The sequence below is a fragment of the Sporosarcina sp. P12(2017) genome (genome assembly GCF_002743035.1).
In the GTDB taxonomy this organism is placed as follows: domain Bacteria; phylum Bacillota; class Bacilli; order Bacillales_A; family Planococcaceae; genus Sporosarcina; species Sporosarcina ureae.
The window spans coordinates 108174-134383 of record NZ_PDYL01000002.1; the positions used below are offsets into that span (position 1 = coordinate 108174).

The 26210-nt window shown below is 39.9% G+C and carries 30 protein-coding genes; all 30 read right to left on the reverse strand.

Features of this window, described 5'->3' with window-relative positions; all coding sequences use genetic code 11:
• Position 1: 1 nt before the first annotated feature.
• Entirely contained in the window at positions 2–1093 is a 1092-nt protein-coding gene (gene flhB, locus CSV80_RS01965; protein WP_099669384.1) for a flagellar biosynthesis protein FlhB, read from the reverse strand.
• Positions 1086–1862, reverse strand: coding sequence for a flagellar biosynthetic protein FliR (gene fliR, locus CSV80_RS01970; protein ID WP_029053193.1), 777 nt, complete (start codon positions 1860–1862; stop codon positions 1086–1088). Before fliR ends, flhB begins: the two co-directional genes overlap by 8 nt.
• Positions 1863–1866: 4 nt before the next feature.
• A complete protein-coding gene (gene fliQ / locus CSV80_RS01975; protein WP_083035439.1) occupies positions 1867–2136 on the reverse strand; it encodes a flagellar biosynthesis protein FliQ in 270 nt (89 codons plus the stop codon).
• Between the two features lie 12 nt (positions 2137–2148).
• Positions 2149–2814 carry a flagellar type III secretion system pore protein FliP gene (gene fliP, locus CSV80_RS01980; protein WP_099669385.1) on the reverse strand — a complete coding sequence of 222 codons (666 nt, stop codon included), beginning with the start codon at positions 2812–2814 and terminating at the stop codon, positions 2149–2151.
• Positions 2807–3475, reverse strand: a complete 669-nt coding sequence (locus CSV80_RS01985) for a flagellar biosynthetic protein FliO (RefSeq protein WP_099669386.1) — start codon at positions 3473–3475, stop codon at positions 2807–2809. Before CSV80_RS01985 ends, fliP begins: the two co-directional genes overlap by 8 nt.
• A 9-nt stretch (positions 3476–3484) precedes the next feature.
• Positions 3485–3847: a response regulator gene (locus CSV80_RS01990; RefSeq protein WP_099669387.1), complete on the reverse strand. Its 363-nt coding sequence runs from the start codon at positions 3845–3847 to the stop codon at positions 3485–3487.
• Positions 3848–3869: 22 nt separating this feature from the next.
• Positions 3870–5045: a flagellar motor switch phosphatase FliY gene (gene fliY / locus CSV80_RS01995; RefSeq protein ID WP_099669493.1), complete on the reverse strand. Its 1176-nt coding sequence runs from the start codon at positions 5043–5045 to the stop codon at positions 3870–3872.
• Complete coding sequence (gene fliM / locus CSV80_RS02000) at positions 5038–6039, reverse strand: flagellar motor switch protein FliM (protein ID WP_099669388.1); 1002 nt, start codon at positions 6037–6039, stop codon at positions 5038–5040. Before fliM ends, fliY begins: the two co-directional genes overlap by 8 nt.
• Positions 6040–6087: 48 nt before the next feature.
• Positions 6088–6519, reverse strand: a complete 432-nt coding sequence (gene fliL / locus CSV80_RS02005; RefSeq protein ID WP_029053200.1) for a flagellar basal body-associated protein FliL — start codon at positions 6517–6519, stop codon at positions 6088–6090.
• A complete protein-coding gene (locus tag CSV80_RS02010) occupies positions 6509–6733 on the reverse strand; it encodes a flagellar FlbD family protein (protein ID WP_029053201.1) in 225 nt (74 codons plus the stop codon). Before CSV80_RS02010 ends, fliL begins: the two co-directional genes overlap by 11 nt.
• Positions 6734–6787: 54 nt before the next feature.
• A complete protein-coding gene (gene flgG / locus CSV80_RS02015; protein WP_029053202.1) occupies positions 6788–7585 on the reverse strand; it encodes a flagellar basal body rod protein FlgG in 798 nt (265 codons plus the stop codon).
• Positions 7586–7670: 85 nt separating this feature from the next.
• Positions 7671–8042: a TIGR02530 family flagellar biosynthesis protein gene (locus CSV80_RS02020; RefSeq protein WP_029053203.1), complete on the reverse strand. Its 372-nt coding sequence runs from the start codon at positions 8040–8042 to the stop codon at positions 7671–7673.
• A 17-nt stretch (positions 8043–8059) separates the two neighbouring features.
• Entirely contained in the window at positions 8060–8749 is a 690-nt protein-coding gene (flgD, locus tag CSV80_RS02025) for a flagellar hook assembly protein FlgD (protein WP_233201491.1), read from the reverse strand.
• A 3-nt stretch (positions 8750–8752) separates the two neighbouring features.
• The gene (locus tag CSV80_RS02030; protein WP_158231845.1) at positions 8753–10030 is read right to left on the reverse strand and encodes a flagellar hook-length control protein FliK; all 1278 of its coding nucleotides are present in this window, start codon (positions 10028–10030) and stop codon (positions 8753–8755) included.
• A gap of 28 nt (positions 10031–10058) precedes the next feature.
• Entirely contained in the window at positions 10059–10670 is a 612-nt protein-coding gene (locus tag CSV80_RS02035) for a MotE family protein (protein ID WP_158231846.1), read from the reverse strand.
• A gap of 1 nt (position 10671) precedes the next feature.
• The gene (fliJ, locus tag CSV80_RS02040; RefSeq protein WP_099669391.1) at positions 10672–11124 is read right to left on the reverse strand and encodes a flagellar export protein FliJ; all 453 of its coding nucleotides are present in this window, start codon (positions 11122–11124) and stop codon (positions 10672–10674) included.
• The gene (gene fliI, locus CSV80_RS02045; protein ID WP_099669392.1) at positions 11121–12461 is read right to left on the reverse strand and encodes a flagellar protein export ATPase FliI; all 1341 of its coding nucleotides are present in this window, start codon (positions 12459–12461) and stop codon (positions 11121–11123) included. The genes fliJ and fliI overlap by 4 nt, the downstream gene beginning before the upstream one ends.
• Positions 12458–13231: a flagellar assembly protein FliH gene (fliH, locus tag CSV80_RS02050; RefSeq protein WP_158231727.1), complete on the reverse strand. Its 774-nt coding sequence runs from the start codon at positions 13229–13231 to the stop codon at positions 12458–12460. The genes fliI and fliH overlap by 4 nt, the downstream gene beginning before the upstream one ends.
• Positions 13224–14237, reverse strand: coding sequence for a flagellar motor switch protein FliG (fliG, locus tag CSV80_RS02055; protein ID WP_099669394.1), 1014 nt, complete (start codon positions 14235–14237; stop codon positions 13224–13226). Before fliG ends, fliH begins: the two co-directional genes overlap by 8 nt.
• A gap of 13 nt (positions 14238–14250) precedes the next feature.
• The gene (gene fliF / locus CSV80_RS02060; protein ID WP_099669395.1) at positions 14251–15852 is read right to left on the reverse strand and encodes a flagellar basal-body MS-ring/collar protein FliF; all 1602 of its coding nucleotides are present in this window, start codon (positions 15850–15852) and stop codon (positions 14251–14253) included.
• A 60-nt stretch (positions 15853–15912) separates the two neighbouring features.
• Entirely contained in the window at positions 15913–16221 is a 309-nt protein-coding gene (fliE, locus tag CSV80_RS02065; RefSeq protein WP_099669396.1) for a flagellar hook-basal body complex protein FliE, read from the reverse strand.
• Positions 16222–16251: 30 nt separating this feature from the next.
• A complete protein-coding gene (gene flgC / locus CSV80_RS02070) occupies positions 16252–16713 on the reverse strand; it encodes a flagellar basal body rod protein FlgC (RefSeq protein WP_099669397.1) in 462 nt (153 codons plus the stop codon).
• Positions 16714–16715: 2 nt separating this feature from the next.
• The gene (flgB, locus tag CSV80_RS02075) at positions 16716–17105 is read right to left on the reverse strand and encodes a flagellar basal body rod protein FlgB (RefSeq protein WP_099669398.1); all 390 of its coding nucleotides are present in this window, start codon (positions 17103–17105) and stop codon (positions 16716–16718) included.
• 548 nt (positions 17106–17653) lie between these two features.
• Positions 17654–18430 carry a GTP-sensing pleiotropic transcriptional regulator CodY gene (gene codY / locus CSV80_RS02080; protein ID WP_099669399.1) on the reverse strand — a complete coding sequence of 259 codons (777 nt, stop codon included), beginning with the start codon at positions 18428–18430 and terminating at the stop codon, positions 17654–17656.
• An 86-nt stretch (positions 18431–18516) separates the two neighbouring features.
• Complete coding sequence (hslU, locus tag CSV80_RS02085; protein WP_099669495.1) at positions 18517–19905, reverse strand: ATP-dependent protease ATPase subunit HslU; 1389 nt, start codon at positions 19903–19905, stop codon at positions 18517–18519.
• A gap of 3 nt (positions 19906–19908) precedes the next feature.
• Positions 19909–20448, reverse strand: coding sequence for an ATP-dependent protease subunit HslV (hslV, locus tag CSV80_RS02090; protein ID WP_029052304.1), 540 nt, complete (start codon positions 20446–20448; stop codon positions 19909–19911).
• Between the two features lie 8 nt (positions 20449–20456).
• Positions 20457–21356 carry a tyrosine recombinase XerC gene (gene xerC, locus CSV80_RS02095; RefSeq protein ID WP_099669400.1) on the reverse strand — a complete coding sequence of 300 codons (900 nt, stop codon included), beginning with the start codon at positions 21354–21356 and terminating at the stop codon, positions 20457–20459.
• A 366-nt stretch (positions 21357–21722) separates the two neighbouring features.
• Positions 21723–23033 (reverse strand): FADH(2)-oxidizing methylenetetrahydrofolate--tRNA-(uracil(54)-C(5))-methyltransferase TrmFO, encoded by a 1311-nt coding sequence (gene trmFO, locus CSV80_RS02100; protein ID WP_099669401.1) that lies wholly within the window; start codon positions 23031–23033, stop codon positions 21723–21725.
• Positions 23034–23075: 42 nt separating this feature from the next.
• Positions 23076–25151: a type I DNA topoisomerase gene (gene topA, locus CSV80_RS02105; RefSeq protein WP_099669402.1), complete on the reverse strand. Its 2076-nt coding sequence runs from the start codon at positions 25149–25151 to the stop codon at positions 23076–23078.
• 125 nt (positions 25152–25276) lie between these two features.
• On the reverse strand, positions 25277–26155 hold the full coding sequence (gene dprA, locus CSV80_RS02110) for a DNA-processing protein DprA (RefSeq protein ID WP_099669403.1): 879 nt from the start codon (positions 26153–26155) through the stop codon (positions 25277–25279).
• Positions 26156–26210 lie beyond the last annotated feature (55 nt).

Consider the following 26210-nt stretch of genomic DNA (forward strand, 5'->3'; position numbering starts at 1 on the left):
CTTAAATTTTCTTTTGAATTCGATATACATAGGCTAAAATTTCTGCGATTGCTTTAAAGAACTGCTCAGGTATTCGATCTCCAATCTCTACTTCGTCATACATAGCACGTGCTAGAGGTCGATTTTCTACCATGACAATATCGTGCTCAGCGGCAATCATTTTAATTTTTTGTGCGACAAAATCTGCACCTTTTCCAACAACGATTGGTGAATCCATTTGATCTTCATCGTACTTTAACGCAATAGCAAAGTGTGTAGGATTGGTGATCACTACATCCGCTTCCGGTATCTCTTGCATCATACGACGCATCGCCATTTCACGCTGACGCTGTCTAATACGCGATTTGATCAACGGATCACCGTCCATATTCTTACTTTCATCTTTAATATCTTGTTTAGACATTTTAAGATTTTTTTCATAATCAAATTTCTGATAAAGAAAATCCAAAATGGATATGAACAATAATACCAATGAAGCAATAATCCCCATCATTCCGACTAATTTTGCTACAGTCACCAGTGTTACTTGTGGTGTTCTAAAAGCCAAGTCGAGCACTTGTCCCAGATTGCTCCATATAATAAGTGTTGTAACGGTTCCAATAAAAGAGATTTTTAATATGGATTTCAATAACTCTACTATTGCACGAATAGAGAAAATTCGTTTTAACCCTTTGATTGGATCAATTTTCTTTAAATCGAACTTTAATGTCTCAGCAGTGAATAAGAGACCAAATTGTAGCAAGTTGGCTGCGATACTCGCAATAACTACGATCAACATAATTGGCAATAAAATGATAGCCATTTGTTTAATAACGCTTATGTATACTAACATGACTTGTTCTTGATCTATGGATTTTATTGGAATAAAGTGCGTAAAAGATTCTCGGAAAAAAACAAAGAAATTATCCCGGATAAAACCTGCAGCAAAGAACATAAATATAAAAATTGAAAGGAGTACAATCGCAGCCGTTACGTCTTGACTCTTTAGTACTTGCCCTTTCTTTCTGGAATCTTCTCGTTTTTTCGGAGTAGCTTTTTCTGTCTTCTCACCGGCAAAAAATTGTAAATCTAGCCTTAGTAACAAGTCAGCCACCTCCGAGCAGAATCATTAGACTTCTCATCGTCACAATCATGACTTCAAAAATTTTCTTCATTACGATGATGAAGACACTGGACATCGTCACAATTACCAAGAAACTGACACCAATTTTAATTGGGAACCCAACTACAAAAATATTCAGTTGTGGCACAGCACGTGCCGTTATACCAAGTGCTAAATCGACTAGGAATAATGTGGCCACGACTGGAATCGCCATTTGAAATGCAATTGCAAAGGATTTTGCAAACGTCAAGACAATAAATTCTGCCATGTTTGGACTACCAAAAGGAGGCCACATAGCTGTAATTGGCACAAACTCATAACTGTAAAATATTCCATCTAATAGCAAATGATGTCCATTAACTACTAGTAATAATAACATCGCCAGTGAATTAAGAAATTGTCCAAGCAATGGAGACTGTGCGCCTGTTTGCGGATCAATGACGTTTGCAATGGCAAACCCCATCTGAAAGTCAATCAACCCACCAGCCACTTGAATAGCCGACATAATAATAAAAGCGGCAATGCCGATTGATAAGCCGACTACCGCTTCTTTAAGTACAAGTAATATGTATTGACCATTGATTTCCAGTTCAGGCATTGTAATAGAATAAGACATCATCCAGGCCAATATTGCCCCGAACAGTAACCGTTGTGTAGCTGGAATGGTCTTGTATGAGAATAATGGCAGTGTTACGAAGAAAGAGGTAACACGAGTTAGGATAAGTAAAAATGCAGGTAAGGACGGAATCAGTTCATTCATTTAATCACCCGATATACCTGGAAAGATTAGAAAAAATTTCGCTCGCATAATTGGTAACATACGATAACATCCAAGGCCCAAAAAATATGATAGCAACCATAACCGCTACAATTTTCGGTACGAATGCCAAAGTTTGTTCTTGAATTTGTGTAGTTGCCTGAAAAATACTTACGGCAAGCCCTGTCACTAAAGCTACAATTAGGAGAGGTCCTGATGCAAGGAGAATAACCCAAACTGAACGCTCTGCAATGGATATAACAAATTCACTCGTCATTCAAATTCCTCCCTAAAAGCTTTGTAGCAATGACTGGATAATGAGATACCAACCGTCAACTAGTACAAATAATAAAATCTTGAACGGTAAGGAAATCATTACCGGCGGAAGCATCATCATACCCATAGACATGAGCACACTGGCAACAATCATATCGATTACGAGAAATGGAATAAAAATCATAAAGCCCATTTGAAATGCTGTCTTAATTTCACTGAGGGCAAACGCAGGTACCATCATCGTAAGCGGAATATCTTCAATCGTATCTGGTCGCTCCATCTGGTTATAGCGCATGAATAATTCCAAATCTTTCTGCCTTGTATGTTGACTCATAAATTCTTTGAATGGTACGCTGGCCCGCTCGTATGCTTCGTCCAAACTGATTTCTTCATCAAACAATGGTGTTAACGCCTCGTCGTTCACTTGAGATAACACAGGCGACATGATGAAGAATGTTAGAAATAATGCTAATCCAACCAACACTTGGTTGGGAGGCATTTGTTGCGTAGCTAGCGCTGTCCGTACAAATGACAAAACAATAATAATCCTGGCAAACGAAGTCATCAGGATTAAAATCGCAGGTGCAAGTGACAATACCGTAAGTAATAGCAACATCTTAATGGAAGTAGAGACATTGGTGGGATCACTGTCAGAAAACGTGTCCAGAAAATCAACCATCGCGGTCGCTCTCCTTCCGATTTAAACGTTTTAACTGTTCTTTACGATCAGCTTTGATTTCATCCATTTTGGAAGAAAACAATTGACTGAATGTAGCTTCTTCTGAAGCAGAATGCTCTGCCTTTGAGAAAAATCGTGAGTATAGTTGTGAAAATATACCCTTCTGAATATCATTTCCTTGATCATAACGTGCAAGTAACTCAGCAATTTCATCTGGATCTTCTATTTCCCGTAGTAGCTGTACATTTTCTCCAACACCGACCACAAAATAATGATTACCCATTTTCACTAGTTGAATAGATTTATTTTGACCTAACGGAACTCCGCCCATATTCGTCATCAGTCGATTGGAGTCGAAATTTCTATTACGTTTGTTCATGAAACGTAGTAACCACACGAGTAAACCGATTACAAATACAAACGCAAAAATAGTTCTGATATAGTCTTTTACTGTAGGACCTTTAGGCTCGTCCAATTCAGTACTTGGCACTAAATTTTGATTATTATTCTCTGCAACTGGTGCTTTTTCTTCGCAGTTTTTACCTTTTCCAATACAGTCTGATACGCTGACGTCAGGATCTGTTTCTGCATAAGCAAATGGCATGATGGCAAAACATAGAATGAGTAGTAGTACACATTGGATTACTCGTTTTACATTCATAATTTACAGTTAGCTCAACGCTTTGTCGATCGCTTCAATCACACGGTCCGCCTGGAATGGCTTAACGATAAAGTCTTTTGCTCCGGCTTGAATTGCATCGATAACCATTGCTTGTTGTCCCATTGCGGAACACATGATGATAGTTGCAGATGGATGCGTACTTTTAATTGCTTTCAGCGCAGCAATGCCGTCCATTTCAGGCATCGTGATATCCATTGTTACCAAATCCGGCTTCAGTTCATTATACTTTTCGACGGCTTGAGCACCGTCTGCTGCCTCTCCCACTACTTCATAATCATTCTTTGTTAAAATATCCTTGATCATCATGCGCATAAATGCCGCGTCATCTACTACCAAAATTCGTCTTCCCATTCCAAATCCCTCCAAGTATCTTCTATCGTAAATTATTTAATCGATCCATTTGACTTAAAATATCTGTAATGCGGACTCCAAAGTTTTCATCAATTACGACTACTTCCCCTTTCGCAATATAGCGATTATTGACTAATATATCGACAGGCTCCCCTGCCAATTTATCTAGTTCAATAATTGAACCTCCAGACATTTCGAGAATTTCTTTAACAGAACGCTTCGTACGTCCTAATTCTACTGTTACTTGAAGAGGTATATCAAGTAGTAAATTTAAATTATTTGATTCTTCCTTGTTTAAAGAAGGTGCTTGAAAACTGGCAAACTCTGCTTGCTGGACATGCACAGGTGCTTGAGTCTGTCGTGGTGCAGAAGGTTCCTGAACAGGTGGCGCTTGATATTGTGATTGTGGCTGTACAGGTGCAAGTTCTGGCGCATATGCAGGCTCCGGCTCAGAATATGAAGGTGCTTGCGGATTAGGTGGTACTTCCGTCACAGTTGCGGCCTGTTCTTCCCCCATTAGTGAAGATACTAACTTTTTGCCGAATTCTAGCGGGAATAATTGCATAATATCAGAATCAATCAACTCGCCAACTTTTAAATTGAAAGACACACGAATCAATAAATTATGCGCAGGTATATTTTCGGTTCCCTGGTCTATTTGAATATTCATCAAATCAATAGTAGGTGGTGAAATATCTACTTTTTTGTTGAAGATTGTAGACATCGAAGTCGCAGAAGATCCCATCATTTGATTCATTGCTTCTTGCACCGCGCTCAAATGAATTTCACTAAGCTCTTGATTCGGCGCTGTCCCGTCTCCACCCAACATGAGGTCTGCAATGATTGCTGCATCATTTTGTTTGATCACCAACAGGTTGACACCGCTTAATCCTTCGGTATATTCGACCTTGATAGCTACATATGGATGAACGAAATCATCTTCCAAATTATCACGTTGAATTAGTGAAATTTGTGGTGTTGTGATTTCTACTTTTTGCCCAAGCAAAGCAGAAAGCGCGGTTGCTGAACTGCCGAACGAGATATTCCCCACTTCACCTAATGCATCTTGCTCCATTTCGGTCAAATAGTTGCTAATATCGATAAATTCGGGTTCAGGTTCAGTTGTATCTGCAGGTTCTAATGTTTCACCCCGTAACAACGCTTCAATCTCTTCCTGTGAGAGAATATTATCACTCATCATCGTCATCCTCTCCCGTATTCAAAATTTCCAGTATTTGAACAGCCATACGATTACGTAATTTTCCTGGCTGTGCTGTGAATTTAGGCTTTTCCCCTATTCTTATCGTTAGAGGTTCCTCAATGCTAGTATCCAATGAAATTACATCACCAAGCTGCAGATGCAAGAAATCTTCGATAGATATTTGACCTTTCCCAAGGTCAGCTACTATAGGGAGTGTTGCATTTTTAATACGTCTTTCCAATTCTATGCTTTGTTCAGCAGTAGGTTCTTTTTTATTCGTCTGCATCCAGTACTGCACAGAAAGGTTCGGAATAATCGGTTCCAACACAATGTGTGGAATACACATGTTGATCATGCCGCTAGATTCACCAATCATAATATTAAATGAAATAACGACCACCGTTTCGTTCGGTGAAATCATTTGAAGAAATTGAGGATTGACTTCCATCTCTGTCAGATACGGATCAATGTCAATTAGCCCTGACCAAGCTTCCCGTAAGCTGTCAAATGAACGTTCAAACAAATTGGTCAAGATCTTCGTTTCAATCTCTGTCATATTTTCCGCTTTTCCTGAACTCGACCCAAAACCACCCATTAGTCGCTCCAACATTGAATACGCGACATTCGGATTGACTTCCATCAAAATATTCCCTTCAAGCGGTGATACATCAAATATATTGATTAATGTCATATTCGGTATCGAGCTAATAAATTCTTCAAACGGAATCTGGTCTACCGACATCACATTGATTTGCACATACGTACGCAGCTGGGCCGAGAAGTACGTCGTCAGTAGTCTAGCGAAGTTCTCATGAATTCTTGTCAAACTTCGAATTTGATCTTTAGAGAAACGAAGAGCACGCTTAAAGTCATAGACACGTACTTTCCTAGTTTCTTCTTCCTTTTTCATTTCCTCCGCTGACATTTCACCCGTCGATAAAGCTGACAGCAGTGCATCTATTTCATTTTGGGACAGTACATCTGCTGACATAGGTCCACCTCCCATCGCGCATACATCTCTCGTAGATCACTCCAGCCGTCACTGGATGATATATGAAACGATATACACCTTTTGTATTTCACCATCTTGCATCAGCTCGTTTAACTTCGCTTTTATAGTGTCTTCAAATTGCTGTTTCCCCGCTTTCCCTTCAAGATCTTTTGTAGTCATTTCCGACAGCTCTTGAATAGCTAGGTTCTTCACTTGAAAATCGCGTTTCGTCAATTCTTCCGCTGCCTTTTTACTGTCTGTCTGGATTTTCAGAGATATACGGACAAAATTACGGCCAGACAAGTTCGTTGTAATTTCTTCCATATCCACTGATGACTCAATAATTTCATCAATTGACGGTGCTTTTTCTTCTCCGTCACTGTCTTTATTGAAATTCAATATCAATACGACCGCCACGACACCGATCAACGTAATACTCACTAAAATGATCAATGAAATCGTCAATAATTTATTCTTCATCTTCTTCATCACCCCGGATATGCGGATTGGATAGTAGCTGGACAGCTTGATAAAATTCAATGATTCGGCTGTTTACTTCTTCGGCTGAATCCAGAACCACGTATTTTGATCCAGTCGTCAACGTAATCGTCGTATCTGGAAACGACTCGACTCTCTCTATGTACAATGCGTTTAGTGTGAAAGTCGTTTGATTCAATCTTGTCACTTTAATCATATGTAAGGGGCCAGGCCAAGGCCGGCCCGATCCTCCTTTTCAAACTATGCTATGTTATCGTTTCAAGTTTACTAGTTCTTGTAAGATTTCATCTGACGTAGTGATGATCCGTGTATTGGCTTGGAAACCACGTTGTGCAACGATCATTTCTGTGAATTCTTCCGAAAGGTCTACGTTGGACATTTCTAGGGAGCCGGATTTGATTGCACCTCGGCCATCTATTAATGGTGCTCCCGTTCCATCTTCCGCTACTCCTGAGTTAGCACTTTCTTGATATAAGTTTCCACCAATTTTCGTCAAACCGCCTGGATTTGAAAACTTGGCTAACGCCACGACATCTTCACCTTCTAAAATTCCATCAAGTACATATTTAACTACACCATCTTGCCCAATTGAAAGTGATGTTGCTTCTAGAGGCACTTCAATTGAACCTCCGCCCTCTTTAGAAAGATATCTTCCATCTCCATCCACGATATTTCCATCTTTATCAAGATAAAAATTTCCTGCACGAGTATATAATTTTTCATCATTTCCATCCTCAACTATAAAAAAACCGTCTCCTTCAATAGCTAAATCTAGCGTGTTACCTGTAAATTGTGTAGATCCAGGACTATGCATTGTATCAATAGTTGCTAACTGCGCTCCTAATCCCACTTGCTTAGGATTCACCCCACCTCTAGTATCTCCAGGTCCAGTTGCCCCCGCAACAGTTTGAGAATACAAATCTTTAAAAACCGTACGCCCCTTTTTAAAGCCATACGTATTCACGTTAGCAATATTGTTACCAATTACATCTAATTTCGTTTGGAAGTTCTTTAGTCCAGAAATTCCTGAGTACATTGAGCGAATCATAAATAGTTTCCCCTCTCGGTTTTAGAGTGCACCACGTCATTCAGTCGGCGGTGCAGTTGGCATCCTGTTAAGGTCCTGCCGTGTTTTAGCTGAGTAGTATCGTGCCGTCTATATTCGTAAATAGTTGATCTTTCGCTTCCATGCGGTTCATCGCGGTGATAACGGTTGAGTTCTTTGCACTTACAATGAGTGCAGCTTGATCCGTCAACACGAGTGAGTCACGGATTCCTTTCCTCTTCGCCTCGTCTACTTTTTCTGAGATACGCGCCCATTCTGCGTCGGTCATTTGAATGCCACGTTCTTGCAATCGATCGTTCGCATGCTTACTAATCTTTAATTTCTCTGGTTGTGTCGCTTGCTGTAAGTGTTCAAGAAATGACTGCTTAGATTGCGCTTGGATCTGTCCTTGGCGTATGAGTGGCGGTGATGGAATGCGATGGGCATTGATCTTGTTCATGACATCGCTCCATTCAATTATTCACTGATAGTTGTAAATTGATTACCTTTAATTTTCGTACCGTCTTGTAATACAAAATGTAGACTGCCTTCTTTATTCGTAACAGATACGACTTTCCCCGTACGTTCTTCTTCGCCTTCCATATAGCCCACTGTCTTCCCAATCAGCATACTGGCTTGTACTAGACTGCTTGGTTGACCGACTGCTCCAGAGTTTGAATTAGCTCCATTACCCATTACTTCAGAAATGTTTCCAGGTGATAATTCCTTACCATCCGCCATCGTGAAGATTACTGAACCGTCGATATACTTAATCGACTGTATGATGCCAGTTCCTTCGTTGATAATCGGCTGGTCGTTTTCACCTTTTTTATCCGATACTTCATGCCAACGTATTTCTTTTCCTACGAAGCTATTGTACTGAATTAACTGACTCTGATTTTGTGAATCTGCGAACTTCTCAAATGCCTTTGCTAAGTTCATAGTTTGTTCCAATGATGAAAACTGCGCCATTTGCGCGACAAACTCTGTATCTTTCATTGGGTTCGTTGGATCTTGGTTCGCCATCTGGGCAATTAAGATTTTCATGAAGGCGTCTTTTCCCATTGTATCGGGTCCCGTTTTTCGCTGATCGCGTTGCTTATTGACTAAATACATCGAGTCAGTGATCGCATTTTTCGTTGTTGCAGCATTTGTTCCTTCTGGCAATGTTTACACCTCCAGTTCAATCATGAATTCTCGGAATGTTTGTTCCTGTTCATCTTGATTTTCGTTTTGTTTTGCAGCTTGATCTTTTTGTTGCTGATTTTGCTTATTGAATGCCTGTTCTCGATCACTCTTTGACGGATCTTGTAACGTTTGTGATAAATCGATTCGCTCTACTTGTAAGTTCTGTTGATTGAAGGCGTGTCGCAACTGATGCATTTGGCTGTCGAGCATTTCACGTGCCATCGCAGTGGATGCTAAGATTCTCGCAGTCATTACACCATTCACTTCCAGCAATTCAATCCGGACTTGCCCGAGATGTTCCGGGTACAGCTTGATTGAAATACGGTTCATTCCATTCGTCTGACCAAAATTTGCCCGATTTAGCACAGCTTGGAATTCACGCATCAAAGCTTCACTTCGACTTTCCGGAACTTTCTCTGAAGCGTTCATTTGGAATACCGGCGTTGTACCAGTCTGTGAAGCGATTGAAATCGGAGCTACTGTTTCACTAGGCTTCGACTGTTGATCTTGTTGCATTGTGTCTGCGGTAGATTGTTCTGTCATGAACCGAATGATATGTTGCATAGCCGGTGGAATTTTTAGAGGTTGTACGGTCATTTGTTCCAGTTGACTTGAAAATTGTGAAAGAATCGGATGAATCATTTTCACGAGATCTACTTGTTTTGTATATAAATCCATTTCAGGTGCTGCTAATTCAATTGCTTTAAGTAATACCATCAATTCGACTGAGTCTTTAGGTGGTATGTTTTCTATAACGGCTTGAAATTTTTCAGCAGGTAATTTCTGTAAAGCATCGAGCACGAACCAAATATCTCCTGTTGCGGCCATCTGATCCAGTTGTTCTTTGGACATACCTGCATCTTCTAGGACGTTTGTAATTGTTTCTATTAGTTTATCAGGTTTTTCACTCATAATATGTGCTAATTGTTGCAGACTAGGTAACTTCTCTAAGATTGATAGATCAGTTAACCTAACTGGAGTATTTTGTAGCATCCCTGTTTCTTTTAATAACTGGGCAATAGTTGGAGATTTAACAGTCTGCTCTAACTCTTCCAAAGAATCCGTGTTAAGAACTTCATCAAGTAGTTTAGTTAACTCTTGATCCACACCTTTTATTTGCGACTTAGCAGGAACAGCACTAGCAGACAGGTGATTCTGGAACACTTTTCCAAATTGTTCTCCTTCAATAGTTGCTGTTGAAGTGGATGTTTTCATAAGTATGCTTGGCGAACCTACATTCATTGGTAGTCCTAATTTCACATTTTCACCTCCTTCAATTACTATTATACTACTTTGTAAGCATAGAAGTATATTTAGCAGCATCTTCAGGGGACATTTTCTCTAGTATAGCTGCTAAAGTAGCGGGCTTTAGACTAGATAATATTTGAACAGCTTCCGCGTCTCCCATTTTTGTAATGACAGGAGCTGAAGATTTGGCCGACATTTGCTCATACGTCGTGATAATCTCTTTAAAATCACGCTTCGATTCACTTTGCGCAAGTTTTAATTTCTCGATTTCTTCATTCAGCTTTTCTTTCTCTATCACAAGTGTTTCATTCGAATCTTTTACTTGTGTGAGCTCATCTTGAACTTCAAATAATTGTGCTTCTTTTTCTTGAATCTCCGCTTGAAGAGAGATGACTCGTTCTTCCAGTATTAGATCACCCTCGATCTTTTCATCAGGTGTTTTTTGTTCAAGAAATGGAACTTTTGATGTCCACTCTTTCGCCTGATCAAAGACGTTTACATCGGCTACTTTGGCTATAATTAGAACGACAGCCGTCGTGAACATAAGAGGGATGATAATCCATGCGAGCAATATTTGGAAAAAGCCAATAGATTTTTTACTTTGCCTGTCTATTGATTCTCCAACCTCACTTTTCTTATTTAATTTAGCCACTTTACCACCCATCTTCTCTTGAACGAAACTTCATTGTCGATAGTTCGTCAATGCGATTTGTCTCTACGTGTTCCATTTCGACATTATGTTGTTGTTTCCCGATTTCTTTCATTTTTTCAAACTTCTTCACTTCGATATTTTTCTCCAGCAATTGAGATTCATACCAATTCATTTTCGAACGAGACTTCATCACTTCTTGCTGAATATGATCAATCGATAGGTCAAGTGTGTTAATGAATCGGGAGTAGCTGTGCAAATCATCAATGGAAAAACCTGTAGTCATTCGTTGTTGCTGTTCTTCCAAGACATTTTCCTTCTTTTTCATCTGGTCATACAGTTGCGTTGCAATTTTTTCAAATTCTTCAATCGCTTCTTTATACGCCATTTCCGTTTCATCACGTTCTTGTTCACGTAAATTCAGCACTTTGTCAAAACGATAATAGAAAGTAGTCATCTGCGCTCTCCTCCTCCAGAAGCTAACGCGATCATTTCACTTACCGTATCTTCCAATTGGATATTTTCGTTGAATTTTTGTTTTAGAAAATCGGTAATGATCGGTTCATATTCAATTGCTTCGTCAATTTCACGTGACGTCCCTTTTTTATATGCACCAATATTAATCAAATCCTCAGATTTATCGTAGGCATAATACAGTTCGCGTAATTTTGCGGCTGCTTTCAAATGTTCAGGATCTGCTATATGATTCATCAGACGACTAACACTTTTCAAAATGTTAATCGCGGGGTACTGACCCTTATTGGCAAGCGTACGGTCCAAGACTATATGACCGTCGAGAATTCCTCGAACAGCATCCGCTATCGGCTCATTCATATCGTCACCATCAACCAGCACGGTGTAAAATGCGGTGATAGCACCTTTTTCATTAGTACCACTACGTTCCAAAAGCTTAGGTAAAATAGCGAAAACAGAAGGTGTGTATCCCCGTGTTGCAGGCGGTTCCCCGACCGCTAGACCAATTTCACGCTGCGCCATAGCTACACGTGTGACTGAGTCCATCATCAACATGACGTTCAGCCCTTTATCCCGGAAGTACTCAGCAATCGCTGTCGCTGTCATAGCACCTTTAATTCGCATAAGTGCTGGCTGATCTGAAGTGGCGGCGACTACAATTGTTTTCTTTAAACCTTCTGGCCCCAGGTCTCTGTCGATAAACTCACGAACTTCACGACCACGTTCTCCTATAAGTGCAATCACGTTGATATCCGCTTCCGTATTACGGGCGATCATCCCGAGCAACGTACTTTTGCCGACACCGGAACCTGCAAAAATCCCTACACGTTGACCGCTGCCTACCGTTAACATCCCATCGATTGCTTTTACTCCTACAGCTAACTTGTCATTAATAGTAGGACGTGTCAAAACGTTTGGTGGACTGTTTTCTGTACGAACAGTTGCCAAACCTTTAGGCAATGGACTTGAGTCAATAGGTCTTCCTAAAGAATCCAGGACTTGTCCTAGTAGATTCATACCGACTTTCACTTCAAGAGGCTTGCCCAGCGTTTCGACTAGACAGCCACTTGAAATATTGCGAATATCCGTGTAAGGCATTAGCATAACAATTTCTTCTCTAAACCCTACGACTTCTGCTTGAATGAGGGAACGTCCTCCTTCCGGAATGTTCAAATGGATGAAACATACATCTCCAATCGATGACTCAGGACCTTCTGATTCTATAAGCAATCCAACAACCCGTATTACTCGACCATACTTTTTCAGTGTGTTGATATTTGGGATAATCGGAATTAGATCTTCAGCTTTTTTCAAATTCACACACCATCTTCCATGATTTTCACCAATTGTTCTTTCAGTTCGTTCAGTTGCTCGTCTACACTCACTACGATTCGGCCATGGTTCGTTTCGATAAAGCAATCTGTTGCACTGAAATCTTCATTGACGAAAATAAGGAATGGAGTTTCGGGTGGAAAGATCGAAGCAAGCTCAGAGCGATGTGTCGTTACCATTTTAAACTGTTCAATTGAGACGAACAGTTTTATCTCTTTGCTTTCTTGCGCTTCCTTAATTCCTTTCCGCACGATCGATAAATATGTCTCATCGTCTTCTTCTATCACTTTATTGATAATCCGTTCCGCCGAGCTCATCCCGATATCCAAAATTACTCGTTCTTGATTGATTAAATATTGCGTAGCGTTCTCGTAAGATAATGTAGTAGTTTCGTTCGCAGCCTCTATCATTTCACGCATTTCCGCCATGGCTTTATTACGTCCATCATCGAATCCAACTTGAAATCCCTCGTCATATGCTCGTTGCTGTAACTCTTCTTTTTCCCTTGCCCAAGCTGCATGCATTGATTCGATATCCGCTGCTGCTTGTTCCAATCGCTGTTTTATTTCGGCATCTACAATGTTTTTACGTTGCTCCATCTCCTGTAACAAGCGATTGCGTTCCATGAACATCATGCCTGTACTAACCGGCTCTTCCGCTTCTTCTTCAGGTTCCAATGATTGTAAATTACGTATCGAAATTGCTTTTGTGGGACGTTGATTCATTACAGTTCGCTCAGACCGAAACAAATTAGACAATGATGTCATCTCCTCCACCACGCGCTATGATGATTTCGCCTGCATCTTCAAGTCTGCGGATGATTCCTACAATGCGGGATTGTGCTTCTTCCACGTCACGAAGTCGTACAGGTCCCATTACGTCCATTTCTTCCCTGAATGACTCTGCCATTCGTTGTGACATGTTCTTGAATAAGATATCTTTCACTTCTTCACTAGATACTTTCATCGCTAAAATCAAATCTTCATTTTCACAATCACGGATGACACGTTGAATTGAGCGGTTATCCAATGTGATAATATCTTCGAAAACAAACATTCTTTTACGAATCTCTTCGGCAAGCTCAGGATCTTGAATTTCAAGTGCATCTAGAATTGTTTTCTCAGTCGAACGATCTACACCATTCAACACTTCGACGACTGCGTCTACTCCGCCAGTTTCAGTAAAGTCTTGGGTTACAGTAGACGATAATTTCCGTTCAAGTACGGCTTCTATCTCACTGATTACTTCAGGCGAGGTCGATTCCATTGTGGCTATTCGTTTTGCGATATCCGCTTGCATTTCTTGCGGAAGCTGTGACAGGATTAATCCTGCCTGCTCAGCTTCCAAATATGACAAAATTAAGGCAATCGTCTGTGGGTGTTCATTTTGGATAAAGTTTAGTATTTGTGATGGTTCTGCGCGTCTTGCAAAATCGAACGGTCGCACTTGAAGTGAAGATGTCAGACGGTTAATAATGGCTTGGGCATGGTCTTTTCCAAGTGCTTTTTCAAGTACTGTTTTGGCATAGCCAATACCACCTTGAGAAATATAGTCCTGAGCGAGAGCGATATTATGAAATTCTTCAATAATCTCTTCTTTTACAGAGGACTCTACTTTTTTCACACCCGAAATCTCCAACGTTAGTTGCTCAATCTCTTCTTCATTCAAATGCTTATAGATTGAAGCTGAAACTTCAGGACCCAAAGAGATAAGCAAAAGAGCAGCTTTTTGTTTTCCTGACATGTCTTTTTCTTTCTTAACCAACTAAACCCCTCCGTTACTCCTTGGTGATCCATGTTCGCAATAATTTCGCAAATTCTTCTGGTTTATCTTTAGCCATCTTTTCTAGCTGTTTTCTGCGTGCTGTCGCTTCTGTCTCTTGTTCCAAGTTAATGTCATCGACCTGTACTGAATCTAATTGCGTCTGAGCATGTTCCTCAGCTAACTCTTCTTCCATTTCTGCATCATTACGTCTCTTGCGCAAGAACAGTACAACTAGAACAATAATTGCGAGTAGCAATACACCGCCAATCAAATATACCCACCAAGGGATAATTGTCTTAGCATCTTCAAAGACCACATTTTTCCCTTTTAATGGCTGAACGGAAACCGCGATTTTCTCAGCTAGTATTTCTTCTGTTAATTCTCCAGCTACTTCTGTATCTAATGAAGTACGTACAATGGTCTCTAAAATACGTTCAACATCCTGTCGTACTTCAGGTGCCAATGAAGTTGGATCATCCGCAGTAGGAGGTTCAATCATCACTTGAATACCGATATTACTAATTTTGTATGGGCTCTCTACTATATCTTTTCTAATTCTATTTACTTCATTATTAATCGTTTCTTCGAGCCGTTCGTAATCTCCGTCTCCGCCTTCACCTTCAACATAGGTAGTACGATTATCAGTCGGATCCTCTCCTTCAGGTGTACCGCCCACTGCCGGGTTAGTACCTGAGAATGATTCGGTTATCCGTTGCACGCTTAATGCAATACCTTCCATGTTCTCCGGATCTACAGGTGTAACCAGATTCTCTTCACGTTGTTCTTTCTTAAAGTCGATATCTGTCGTAACGGATACAACTACTTTATCTTGTCCCATCAACGTACCGAGCATCATTTGAACTTGTCGTTGCAAGTCGCGTTCAATGGTTTTTTTCACACCCATTTGATCAGTCACACTTGCTCCATAAGAATTTCCTGAATCTTTTAGATCAAAGTACTCAAAATATTGGTTCTGGATGACGATATTTTCATTAGTTAGATTAGGCAAGCTTTTTGAGACTAGATTATAAAGTGATGTGATTTGTTGTTCTGAAAAGCTTTGTCCGGGATTCGTCTTCAACATGATCGCTGCACTAGCTTCTGACGTCGTGTCATTTACAAAAATACCCTCTGTCGGTAATGTAAGCATCACTTTTGCGTCCTTAATACCTTCTATACCCTTTATTAGATTAGCTAATTCTGTTTGCATCGCAGCAATCTTAATCATATTAAATTCATTATCCGTAGTACCAAACCCTGCATTATCTGAGAAGAATGAATAATCGATCAGACCGGAATCCGGGAAACCTTCAGCCGCTAGCGATACACGTAGATTATCCAATTGTTTTTCTGGCACTGATATTGCAGTACCCCCCGGCTCCACTAGATAAGGTACCCCCTGTCCATCCAGGACTTCTTTTATCCGTCCAATTTCAGATGGTGACACTTCTGAATAAAGCGTTACGTATGTAGTGCGCGACATAGTCACTGTTAAAAAAACCGCCATTGCAATCACGCTGGCCGCTGTCGCTATATATATAATTTTTTGGTTTTTTGTTCGACTCTCCCAGAAAGCTTTGAGATCCGCTCTGAGCTTTGTCAATCTTTCTTTCATTCTAATCCCCCGGTCAGCCTCACTAAGCTTGATCACTTTCCGCCTAGTGCTTTCTATCTGTTAGACAGGCATTCTAATGATTTCTTGGTATGCTTCTACCACTTTATTGCGCACTTCCATTGTTGCATTGAATGCAATACTCGCTTTTTGTGCCGAGATCATCACATTATGTAAATCGACATCTTCACCTTTAACAAGTTTTGTCGTCATAGAATCTGAGACCTTTTGTGTTTGGTTTACTTGATGAATCGCGTTGTTTAACATTGCCGAGAAATTCTGTTGAGCTTCGAAAGGTGTTTTTTGTGCTTTAACTTCAGGTTGCTGGATTGACAAAGCAGGCATAGCACCTGTAATTGATTGTATCGCCATTTAGTTCACTCCTAATAGAATACTAGTATATTATTTTCCGATCTCCAATGCTTTCATTAGCATAGATTTATTTGCATTCAACGCTGTTACATTCGCTTCATATGATCTCGTTGCAGACATTAAATCAATCATTTCGCGCAAAGGGTCGATATTTGGCATTTCCACATACCCTTCTTCATTCGCATCTGGATGAGAGGGATCAAATACCAATTTGAATGGAGTCTCCCGATCTTCTTTCACACGTGTTACGGCCACTCCATTTCCTGCATTCCCATGTGAGTGAACTCCCTTCGCTGCTTGCAAAAATGAAGAGAAGTCTCCTTCCTTCGGTTGTAATGTGACTGTTTTCCTTCTATACGGCTGCCACTCACCATCTACTTGCTTGGCTCGGGTTGAATCGACATTCGCCATATTGGAAGATATGACATCCATACGCAAGCGTTGAGCAGTTAATGCAGAAGTCGACGAGTTCAGACTATGAAATATACTCATGATCAACGCCCCCCTTTAATAACACTTTGTAATGAATTGAATTTCCCATTTAATCGCTCTATTAAAGCGGAGTTATATATTTGATTGGCCGCTAAATCTGCCTGTTGTTTGTCCATATCAACACCATTGCGATCTTGTCGATAACGCAAATTAGATATATCAAATGTTTTACTTGCCGTGGAATGCATAAAGTCTAAATGCCTCGAGTCAGTCTTGTACGCTTCTAGACCCTTACTTTTCTCATTAGAAAACACTTCTTTAAAATTGACATTCTTAGTTTTATAGTTAGGTGTGTCTACATTCGCTATATTTTGCGAAATTGCTTTACCTTTCGCATATGAATAATTCAATCCTTTTTCAAGCAGGTTGATGGTACCACTATAAATCTCCATCGTTTCCCCACCTTCCCCTCATTTAACCCATTTTTCGTGGTTTTTCTTAAAAATTTCTTAGGTCATACTACTCTTTAATACTATTTTTGTCTAAATAGGTCGTTTTTTAGTATTCTACTACTCTATTGTAGCTGAGACTAATGATTTTTGTCCAATGTTTTCTAAATGAAAGTATAGTATAAAATAACCATCTCCAGTAATTCAGATTAGTCTATACATTAACACTAATTACTTAGTATCATATAAATTTATTTATTATGTAATGAATAACGACTTCTTTTATTTTAATATGAGTTATTTAATCAGAAATTAATATGTAGTGTAATTGAATTACTATATCGATTGCATGGATATTCTCTCACTTATATCCATCTACTTCACATTATTCCTAATATAATTAGTATTCCCTATTTTTCATGTATATAACATAAGATAATTTCCGCACGACCAAAAAAATATCATTTCAATAAAAAAAACTGAAGAAACCCCGTAATAACGGTAGTTCCTTCAGTTTCTAAACAGTTTTGTATTTGAAATAGTATTTTGTTTTATGAATTGTGTTTCTCAAGCTCTGCTAGGAATTTATCGTTCAATACTTTAATATACGTACCTTTCATTCCTAAAGAACGTGATTCAATGACACCAGCACTTTCTAGTTTACGAAGTGCATTGACGATTACTGAACGTGTAATTCCAACACGATCAGCGATTTTAGAAGCTACAAGCAAACCTTCATTTCCGTCTAACTCTTTGAAGATATGCTCGATTGCTTCATGCTCACTGTAAGATAATGAGTTAATCGCCATTTGCACAACCGCTTTACTGCGCGCTTCATGTTCAATTTCCTCTGATTTTTCACGTAAAATTTCCATACCTACTACTGTCGCACCATATTCAGCAAGGATTAGATCATCTTCTGTAAATCCTTCTTTTAGTCGTGCAAGAATTAGAGTACCTAAGCGTTCGCCACCGCCGATGATTGGAACGATTGTAGTTAAACCTTCTTGGAATAATTCTTTGTTTTCGATAGGGAATACAGTATGCTCACTCTCGATATCGATATTTGGAGACGTTTCACTAATCTGGAACAACCGGTTCGTATACTCTTCAGGGAATTTACGATCTTCGAACATTTTCTTCATGCGTTCATTGTCAATTTGATGATGGATTTCTAAACCAAGTAACTTACCTCTTCTACTTACGATAAACGCGTTACAATCAATTACTTCACTTAGCTCTTCTGCCATCTCTTTAAAGTTAACAGGACCGCCTGCACCTTCTTGTAACATTGCATTAATTTTTCTAGTTTTTACTAATAAACTCATCTTTATTGTTCCTCCTCAAGGTTTTATTCAGACTTTAATGAATATTCTAAAGGTTTTCAATCATTAAATAAACTGTTACGACTTCCTTATAGAATAAATTGTGACAAATCTTTGTTTTTTACAATTCCAGCCAGCTTTTCATCCACATATGCTGGTGTAATCTTAATAGATGCAGGTCCGATTTCTGCCGCTTCGAATGATAATTCTTCTAGCAACTTTTCTAAAATCGTATGCAATCTTCTTGCACCAATATTTTCTGTTTCATTATTAACTTCAAATGCAATTTCAGCCAGCTTACTGATTGCTTCATCCGTAAATTCAATTTCAACTTCTTCTGTCGCAAGAAGTCGTTCATATTGTTTTAATAAAGAAAAATCCGGTTCTCGCAGTATGCGCTCAAAATCATCTTTTGTCAATTTGTCTAATTCTACACGAATTGGGAATCTACCTTGTAACTCCGGAATAATATCAGACGGTTTCGACAGATGGAATGCTCCTGCGGCAATGAACAAAATATAATCAGTCTTAACAGCACCATACTTTGTTGTAACCGTAGAACCTTCGACGATTGGCAGAATATCACGTTGTACACCTTCACGAGACACTTCACCTGAAGACTTTTGATTGCTACTTGCGATTTTATCCATTTCATCAAGAAAAATAATTCCCGCTTGTTCCGTTAACTCAATTCCTTTACGTGCCACTTCATCTTGATCAATTAACTTATCCGCTTCTTCCGCTTCCAGTACAATTCTCGCATCCTTGACTTTCATGCGACGCTGAACTTTCTTCTTCGGCATAAGTGAAGATAAAGCGTCTTGCATACCCGACATTTGATCCATACCAGACCCTTGCAACGCATCGAATAAAGATGGTTGTTGCGCTTGCACGTCTACTGTCACCATCTTTTCTTCAATTTGACCATTTGCAAGTTGTTCAGCGATGTCTGAACGCTTTCGTCTAATATCGGCTTGATCTTCTGTTTGTTCGGGTTCTGGCTGTGTCTTTTGACCGAAAAACATTTCAAAGGGATTTTGACCTTCTGTATTTTTTTTCGCTTCAGGTACTAGTAATTTTACTAAACGTTCTTCCGCTAACTTTTGAGACTGCTTTTTAACCGCTTCACGCATATCCTCTTTCACCATACGCACTCCGACTTCGGTTAAATCACGAATCATTGATTCAACATCTCGTCCTACATATCCGACTTCCGTAAACTTTGTCGCTTCTACTTTTACGAAAGGTGCATGAATCAACTTGGCAATTCTTCGTGCAATTTCTGTTTTTCCGACACCTGTAGGTCCAATCATCAAAATGTTTTTCGGAATAACTTCTTCTTGTTCTTCAGCAGTCAACTGCATACGGCGATAACGATTACGCATAGCAACAGCAACTGCCTTTTTCGCTTTTTCTTGCCCAATAATATAACGATTTAAATACGCTGTGAGCGCTTTAGGAGTCATCTCTTGCTTCATCACTTAAAGCACCTCCACGATAATATTATGATTGGTGAACACACAAATATCAGCAGCTGTCTCAAGTGAGATTTCAGCAATTTCTTTCGCTGTCAATTCACTGCTGTGCTTCTTCAGTGCACGCCCGGCCGCTAGTGCATAATTACCTCCGGAACCAATTGCCAATACCCCGTCATCCGGCTCTATTACTTCACCAGTACCCGAGACAAGTAATAGCGTATTTTCGTCCATAACAAGTAACAACGCTTCTAATTTACGCAGGATACGATCTCCACGCCATTCTTTAGCAAGCTCAACTGACGCTCGCTGAAGATTTCCATCGTATTCATTGAGTTTAGCTTCAAACAAGTCAAATAGCGTAAAAGCATCCGCTACAGAACCTGCAAAACCAGCTAAGACTTTGCCGTTAAATAATCTACGGACTTTCTTCGCTGTGTGCTTCATGACGACCGACTCGCCCATCGTCACTTGCCCATCACCTGACATTGCGCATTGCCCATTATGATGAATAGCAAATATCGTTGTTGCATGAAATTTCATTATAGTTCCTCCTAAGCACGAGGGTGCGTTTGTAAATAAGTTTGGCGTAAGTGTTCATTTGTGATATGGGTATAGACCTGAGTTGACGATAGATGGCTATGTCCCAGCAGTTCTTGTACGGACCGAAGATCTGCTCCGGCCCCAAGCAAATGTGTCGCAAACGTATGTCGGATCATATGTGGTGTAATATTTGTATGCAGAGACGCTTTCTCCATTAAATCATCTAATACATAGCGCACACCGCGATCCGTCAAAGGGTCTCCACGCAGATTGACGAATAATTTTGTATGCTTCTTTTGCTTCATCAATTGTGGACGACTACTGTCTATATAGTTTTGCAACGCTCCCTCTGCAAAACTCCCGAATGGCACAAATCGTTCTTTTCGTCCTTTACCCATTACTTTCACAATTCCTAAATAATGATCCACATCTTGCACTTCGATTTCTACTAATTCACCGACACGGATCCCTGTCGCATAAAGCAACTCAAGTAAAGCACGATCTCGCAAAGAGCGGAAGTCTTCCCCTATCGTGACTTCAAAAAGCTTTTCCAGCTCTTGCTGATAGAAAAAAGCAGGAAGGCGTTCTTCTTGCTTCGGATGATACAATAATCGAAATGCTTGATCTTCAATCCCGTATCGAGCATTCATGAATGTATAAAATGAGCGGATGGCTGATATTTTCCTGGAAATACTAGTTCTCGCATAAGAACGATCATATAATCGTGTAATATACAATCTAGCTACGGGGTAGTCGACGTCTTCCAATTTCTCGATTCCCTCTTGTTGTAGAAATAATAAAAAATCCCGAAGATCTTTTTCATACTCCGCGACCGTGTAGGATGAGTAGTTTTTCTCTAGTCGAATATAAGATACATATTCTTCTGCCATTTTTTTTATTTCAGGAATCATTTTATCACCTCGATACGAATTTATCATCGTACAACGTGCACTTAAAGATTCGCAAGATTATTGATTACATACAGTTCGAAATAAACTATCAAAGCCGAATGTTGTCCATAAAACACTATACATTAGCAAGGAATTTTGGGCAACTTTGAAAAACTGGTTATTGATTATTTTTAGATTTATGAACTATTTCCGTCACATAACAGTCAAATTACTTTAACAGCTAAGGAATTCTTCATCATATCCACCATTACTTCTTCCAAAATATAAGACGTTATATCTATTAGGAAGTTGCATATTGCTACTACAACTACAAAACTGAAGATCGAACTCCGATTAAATGGAGTTCGATCTTCAGTCCGATTTCTGTCATATGTTTGTCGTTGATTTAAATTCTTGTAAAGCATCCAATGCGCGTGTCGCATGTTTGTTTGCTCGTTCCGCTTTTGTTCTATATCGCCTATTCAGCTCAGGGAATAATCCGAAATTGATGTTAATCGGCTGGAAGTTATTTGGATCGGCCTCTGTGATATAACGCGCCATGCTACCAAGAGCTGTTTCTCTCGGAAAACGGACCGGCTTCTCGCCTTTTGCCAATTGTGCTGCATTAATCCCCGCAATCAATCCTGACCCTGCTGATTCAACATAGCCTTCTACACCTGTTACTTGACCCGCAAACAGAATGGTCGGCTGTGATTTAAGTTGATATGTGCAGTTCAATACTCTAGGTGAGTTGATAAATGTATTACGATGCATCACACCATAGCGCACGATATCCACATTTTCCAATCCTGGTATCAGTTTCAATACTTCTTTTTGTGCTCCCCATTTTAGATGTGTCTGAAATCCTACCAGGTTATATAAAGTGCCCGCTGCGTTATCCTGTCGTAACTGAATAACCGCTTTTGGCTCTTTTCCTGTCTTAGGATCTTCAAGTCCAACCGGTTTTAACGGACCGAATAACATCGTTTTCACACCGCGCTTCGCCATTTCCTCAATCGGCATACATCCTTCAAAGTAAAGTTCTTTTTCAAAATCCTTTAAAGGAGCAACTTCAGCTGAGGTTAAGGCTTCATAAAATCGTTCGAATTCCTCGTTGTTCATGGGGCAATTCAAATATGCAGCATCACCTTTATCATAGCGTGACTTCAAATAAACTTTATCCATATCGATGGAATCAGCTTCTACGATGGGAGCTGCCGCATCATAGAAGTATAAATAATCTTCACCAGTCAGCTGCCGTATTTCTTCGGCTAATATTGGAGATGTGAGTGGACCAGAGGCAATTACCGTAATTCCTTCCGGCACTTTCACTACTTCTTCATTGATCACTTCTATATTCGGATGATTCCGGACTTTTTCAGTGACGTTGCCTGCGAATTCATGACGATCTACTGCAAGCGCACCGCCAGCAGGTACCGCGCAATCGTCAGCGGCTTGGATAATCAATGAATTTAATTGACGCATCTCTTCTTTGATCACGCCAACTGCATTCGTCAGATTATTGGCACGTAACGAGTTGCTACATACTAACTCCGCAAATTTATCTGTATGATGGGCGGGGGTTTGCTTCACAGGACGCATTTCAAATAGTTTTACTTGAACACCCCTATTAGCTAATTGCCAAGCAGCCTCACTTCCGGCTAACCCTGCTCCGATCACATTTACAATTTGCGTCATTACAACTACCTCTTTCTCATTATGTTTAATTACATTCACGTACTAGCCTTGTGGTTCTTCTTTATAATCACATTCAGTACATTGGATTTGAACACCTTTTTTCAGGCGTTTTTCAACCATTGTGTGCTGACATTTCGGACATGGTCTTGTGATCGGTTTATCCCATGAAACATAGTCACATTCAGGATATTGATCACAACCGAAGAAGATTCTCTTCGTCTTACTCTTACGCTCGACAACTTCGCCTTCTTTACACTTTGGACATTTCACACCGATTGGTTTGATAATGGCCTTCGTATTACGACAGTCAGGGAAGTTGGAGCAAGCCATAAATTTTCCGTAGCGCCCCATTTTATAGACCATCGGAGATTCACATTTCTCACAATCTTCACCTGCTGGTTCATCTTTGATTTCAATCTTTTCCATTTCGGCATCGGCTACTTCTACGTGCTTTTCGAAATCGCGATAGAAATCATCGATTACTGTACGCCATTCAATCGTGCCTTCTTCTACATGGTCGAGACGCTGTTCCATCTGTCTCGTAAATTCGATATCAATGATATCAGGGAAGTATTGATTCACCGCTTGATGGACGATGCCTCCAAGTTCTGTTGGAATAAACCGTTTGGCATCCAGTGTGACATAGCCACGCTTTTGAATGGTATCAAGTGTTGGTGCATACGTAGAAGGTCTTCCTATTCCCAACTCCTCGAGCGTCTTCACTAAACGTGCCTCCGAATATCTTGGTGGCGGCTGTGTGAAATGCTGTTTCGGATCCACCTCTGCGTATTTAATACGCTCGCCCTCTTCAAGGGGTGGCAGAATATTCTCTTTTTCTTCTTGTTGATCATCATTGCCTTCGATATAAACTTTCATAAACCCTGGGAATTTCACTTGAGATCCTGATGCTCTAAAACGGATATCTCCATTTAAGAAATCAGCAGTCACCGTATCCAAAACAGCTGGTGCCATTTGACTTGCAACGAGACGTTCCCAAATCAATTTATATAGACGATGTTGGTCTCTTGTTAAGAACGCTTTCATCGCATCTGGTGGTCGCATAGCAGATGTTGGCCTCACTGCTTCGTGTGCATCCTGTGTCTTTGCTTTAGCTTTCGTCTTCTTCGTACTAGTTGAAATGAATTCTTCACCGTACATCGTGTGAATGAAAGATCTCACTTCTTCTTTTGCGGTATCAGAGATTCTCGTCGAGTCGGTACGCATATAAGTAATCAAACCAACTGTGCCTTCTTTTCCGATCGCAATTCCTTCATATAATTGTTGTGCAAGCATCATCGTTTTCCTCGCACGGAAATTCAGCTTACGTGCCGCCTCTTGCTGAAGGGATGATGTTGTGAACGGCAACGCCGGATTACGTTTACGTTCTTTTTTCACTACTTTTGATACTTCAAACTCGTCTGGCTTTATTGAATTGACGATTTTTTCCACTTGCTCTTGATTCGTCAGTTTCACTTTTTCTGAAGCATCACCATAAAATTGCGCTTCAAAAGTTTTGTCATCTTTAGTGAATTGTGAAGTAATGGACCAGTACTCTTCTGGTTCAAATGCATTGATTTCATTTTCCCGGTCAATGATCAAACGCAAAGCAACGGATTGCACACGCCCGGCGGATAGACCTTTCTTTACTTTCTTCCACAGAATCGGGCTAATGTTATAGCCTACTAATCTATCCAAGATCCTTCTCGCTTGCTGTGCGTCCACTAAATCCATGTTAATAGGACGAGGGTGTTTAAAGGATTCCTTTATTGCTTCTTTTGTAATTTCATTGAAGACCACGCGGCAATCAGTTTCGATATCTACACCTAATTGATGTGATAAATGCCAGGCTATTGCTTCCCCTTCGCGATCCGGGTCAGCTGCAAGAAAAATTTTCTTTGCTTTTTTTGCTTCTTTTTTTAAATCTTGAAGAATTGGTCCTTTTCCTCGGATCGTAATATACTTCGGTTCATAATTATTTTCGGTATCTACACCCATTTGACTCCGGGGTAAATCACGTAAATGACCAAGTGATGCACTAACTTTATACTTCTTTCCTAAGTAACGTTCAATCGTTTTCGCTTTAGCAGGCGATTCCACTATTACTAAGTAATCTGCCATATCGTTCCCTCCTCAGAGAGATTTCTTTATATTTATTCAGCAAAAGAATATCTGTTGCAAAATGTATAACAGTTTTCAAGATAAAGCAACCTTTTAAACATCTTCCAAAAAGAGGATATGCCGATTTATAGTAAAGAATCAATAATCTGATAACCACTCCATAACGGCTTAGCCCCTTCATCCAACAGCTTATTTGGACCTGCTGATAGAGCAGAATCTATGGCGCCAGGTACTGCAAAAATTTCTTTTCCATGGTCAAGAGCATGCTCTACCGTACTCATCGTTCCACTTCTTTCGACAGACTCTGTAATGACTAGCGCATCGGACAAGCCACTGATAATTCGATTGCGCATAGGGAATGTCCATTTGGCAGGTGCAAAGTATGGTGGATACTCTGTCACAAGTAAATGATTTTTCGCAATTTCTTCAGCAATTTTTTGATTCTTTTTCGGATACATATGAGAAAACCCATGACCTAAAACGCCAATTGTCTCCCCGCCATATTGGATAGTAGCTTGATGTGCCATCGTGTCTGCTCCATCTGCTAAGCCTGAGACAATTGGGATATGATGATCGACGAGTGGTGGCACAATAAATTCCAACGCCTTTTTGGAATAGTTCGTAGCTTTACGGGAACCGATTATTCCAACCCGCAGACGTTTTTTTAATAAAAGATTATTGCCTTTAGTATAAAGAACAGCAGGCGGATCACATAATTGTTTTAATTCTTCCGGGTAATTTGAATGAAAATAAGTAATAGGGATACAATCGTTTTTTATCAGCATTTCCACTATAGGAAGACATGATATTTCTTGATATTTCATTGGAAACTGTTCCATTTTTTCTGCAGGTAAATTAAAAATATGTGACCATTGAAGAGCGGAGTAAGAGTGCAAATCTTCTAATGAAGGGTTCTCTTGTAATAGATTCATAAAGCGATTAAAGGGTACTGGATGGATATAATGTATGTTCAGTAAATGTAGTTGCTGATTAGTATATAGCATCGAATTCTCCTCTGTTCGACACTACAAGCATGAGCACGAAAAAAGGAGCAGCAAT

Coding starts and splice junctions, on each gene's coding strand:
- fliR (WP_029053193.1), bottom strand. CDS start 1,862: ATGAATGAACTGATTCCGTCCTTACCTGCATTTTTACTTATCCTAACT.
- fliQ (WP_083035439.1), bottom strand. CDS start 2,136: ATGACGAGTGAATTTGTTATATCCATTGCAGAGCGTTCAGTTTGGGTT.
- fliP (WP_099669385.1), bottom strand. CDS start 2,814: ATGGTTGATTTTCTGGACACGTTTTCTGACAGTGATCCCACCAATGTC.
- CSV80_RS01985 (WP_099669386.1), bottom strand. CDS start 3,475: ATGAATGTAAAACGAGTAATCCAATGTGTACTACTACTCATTCTATGT.
- CSV80_RS01990 (WP_099669387.1), bottom strand. CDS start 3,847: ATGGGAAGACGAATTTTGGTAGTAGATGACGCGGCATTTATGCGCATG.
- fliY (WP_099669493.1), bottom strand. CDS start 5,045: ATGAGTGATAATATTCTCTCACAGGAAGAGATTGAAGCGTTGTTACGG.
- fliM (WP_099669388.1), bottom strand. CDS start 6,039: ATGTCAGCAGATGTACTGTCCCAAAATGAAATAGATGCACTGCTGTCA.
- fliL (WP_029053200.1), bottom strand. CDS start 6,519: ATGAAGAATAAATTATTGACGATTTCATTGATCATTTTAGTGAGTATT.
- CSV80_RS02010 (WP_029053201.1), bottom strand. CDS start 6,733: ATGATTAAAGTGACAAGATTGAATCAAACGACTTTCACACTAAACGCA.
- flgG (WP_029053202.1), bottom strand. CDS start 7,585: ATGATTCGCTCAATGTACTCAGGAATTTCTGGACTAAAGAACTTCCAA.
- CSV80_RS02020 (WP_029053203.1), bottom strand. CDS start 8,042: ATGAACAAGATCAATGCCCATCGCATTCCATCACCGCCACTCATACGC.
- fliJ (WP_099669391.1), bottom strand. CDS start 11,124: ATGACTACTTTCTATTATCGTTTTGACAAAGTGCTGAATTTACGTGAA.
- fliF (WP_099669395.1), bottom strand. CDS start 15,852: ATGAAAGAAAGATTGACAAAGCTCAGAGCGGATCTCAAAGCTTTCTGG.
- fliE (WP_099669396.1), bottom strand. CDS start 16,221: ATGGCGATACAATCAATTACAGGTGCTATGCCTGCTTTGTCAATCCAG.
- flgC (WP_099669397.1), bottom strand. CDS start 16,713: ATGAGTATATTTCATAGTCTGAACTCGTCGACTTCTGCATTAACTGCT.
- flgB (WP_099669398.1), bottom strand. CDS start 17,105: ATGGAGATTTATAGTGGTACCATCAACCTGCTTGAAAAAGGATTGAAT.
- codY (WP_099669399.1), bottom strand. CDS start 18,430: ATGAGTTTATTAGTAAAAACTAGAAAAATTAATGCAATGTTACAAGAA.
- hslU (WP_099669495.1), bottom strand. CDS start 19,905: ATGAAGCAAGAGATGACTCCTAAAGCGCTCACAGCGTATTTAAATCGT.
- xerC (WP_099669400.1), bottom strand. CDS start 21,356: ATGATTCCTGAAATAAAAAAAATGGCAGAAGAATATGTATCTTATATT.
- trmFO (WP_099669401.1), bottom strand. CDS start 23,033: ATGACGCAAATTGTAAATGTGATCGGAGCAGGGTTAGCCGGAAGTGAG.
- topA (WP_099669402.1), bottom strand. CDS start 25,151: ATGGCAGATTACTTAGTAATAGTGGAATCGCCTGCTAAAGCGAAAACG.
- dprA (WP_099669403.1), bottom strand. CDS start 26,155: ATGCTATATACTAATCAGCAACTACATTTACTGAACATACATTATATC.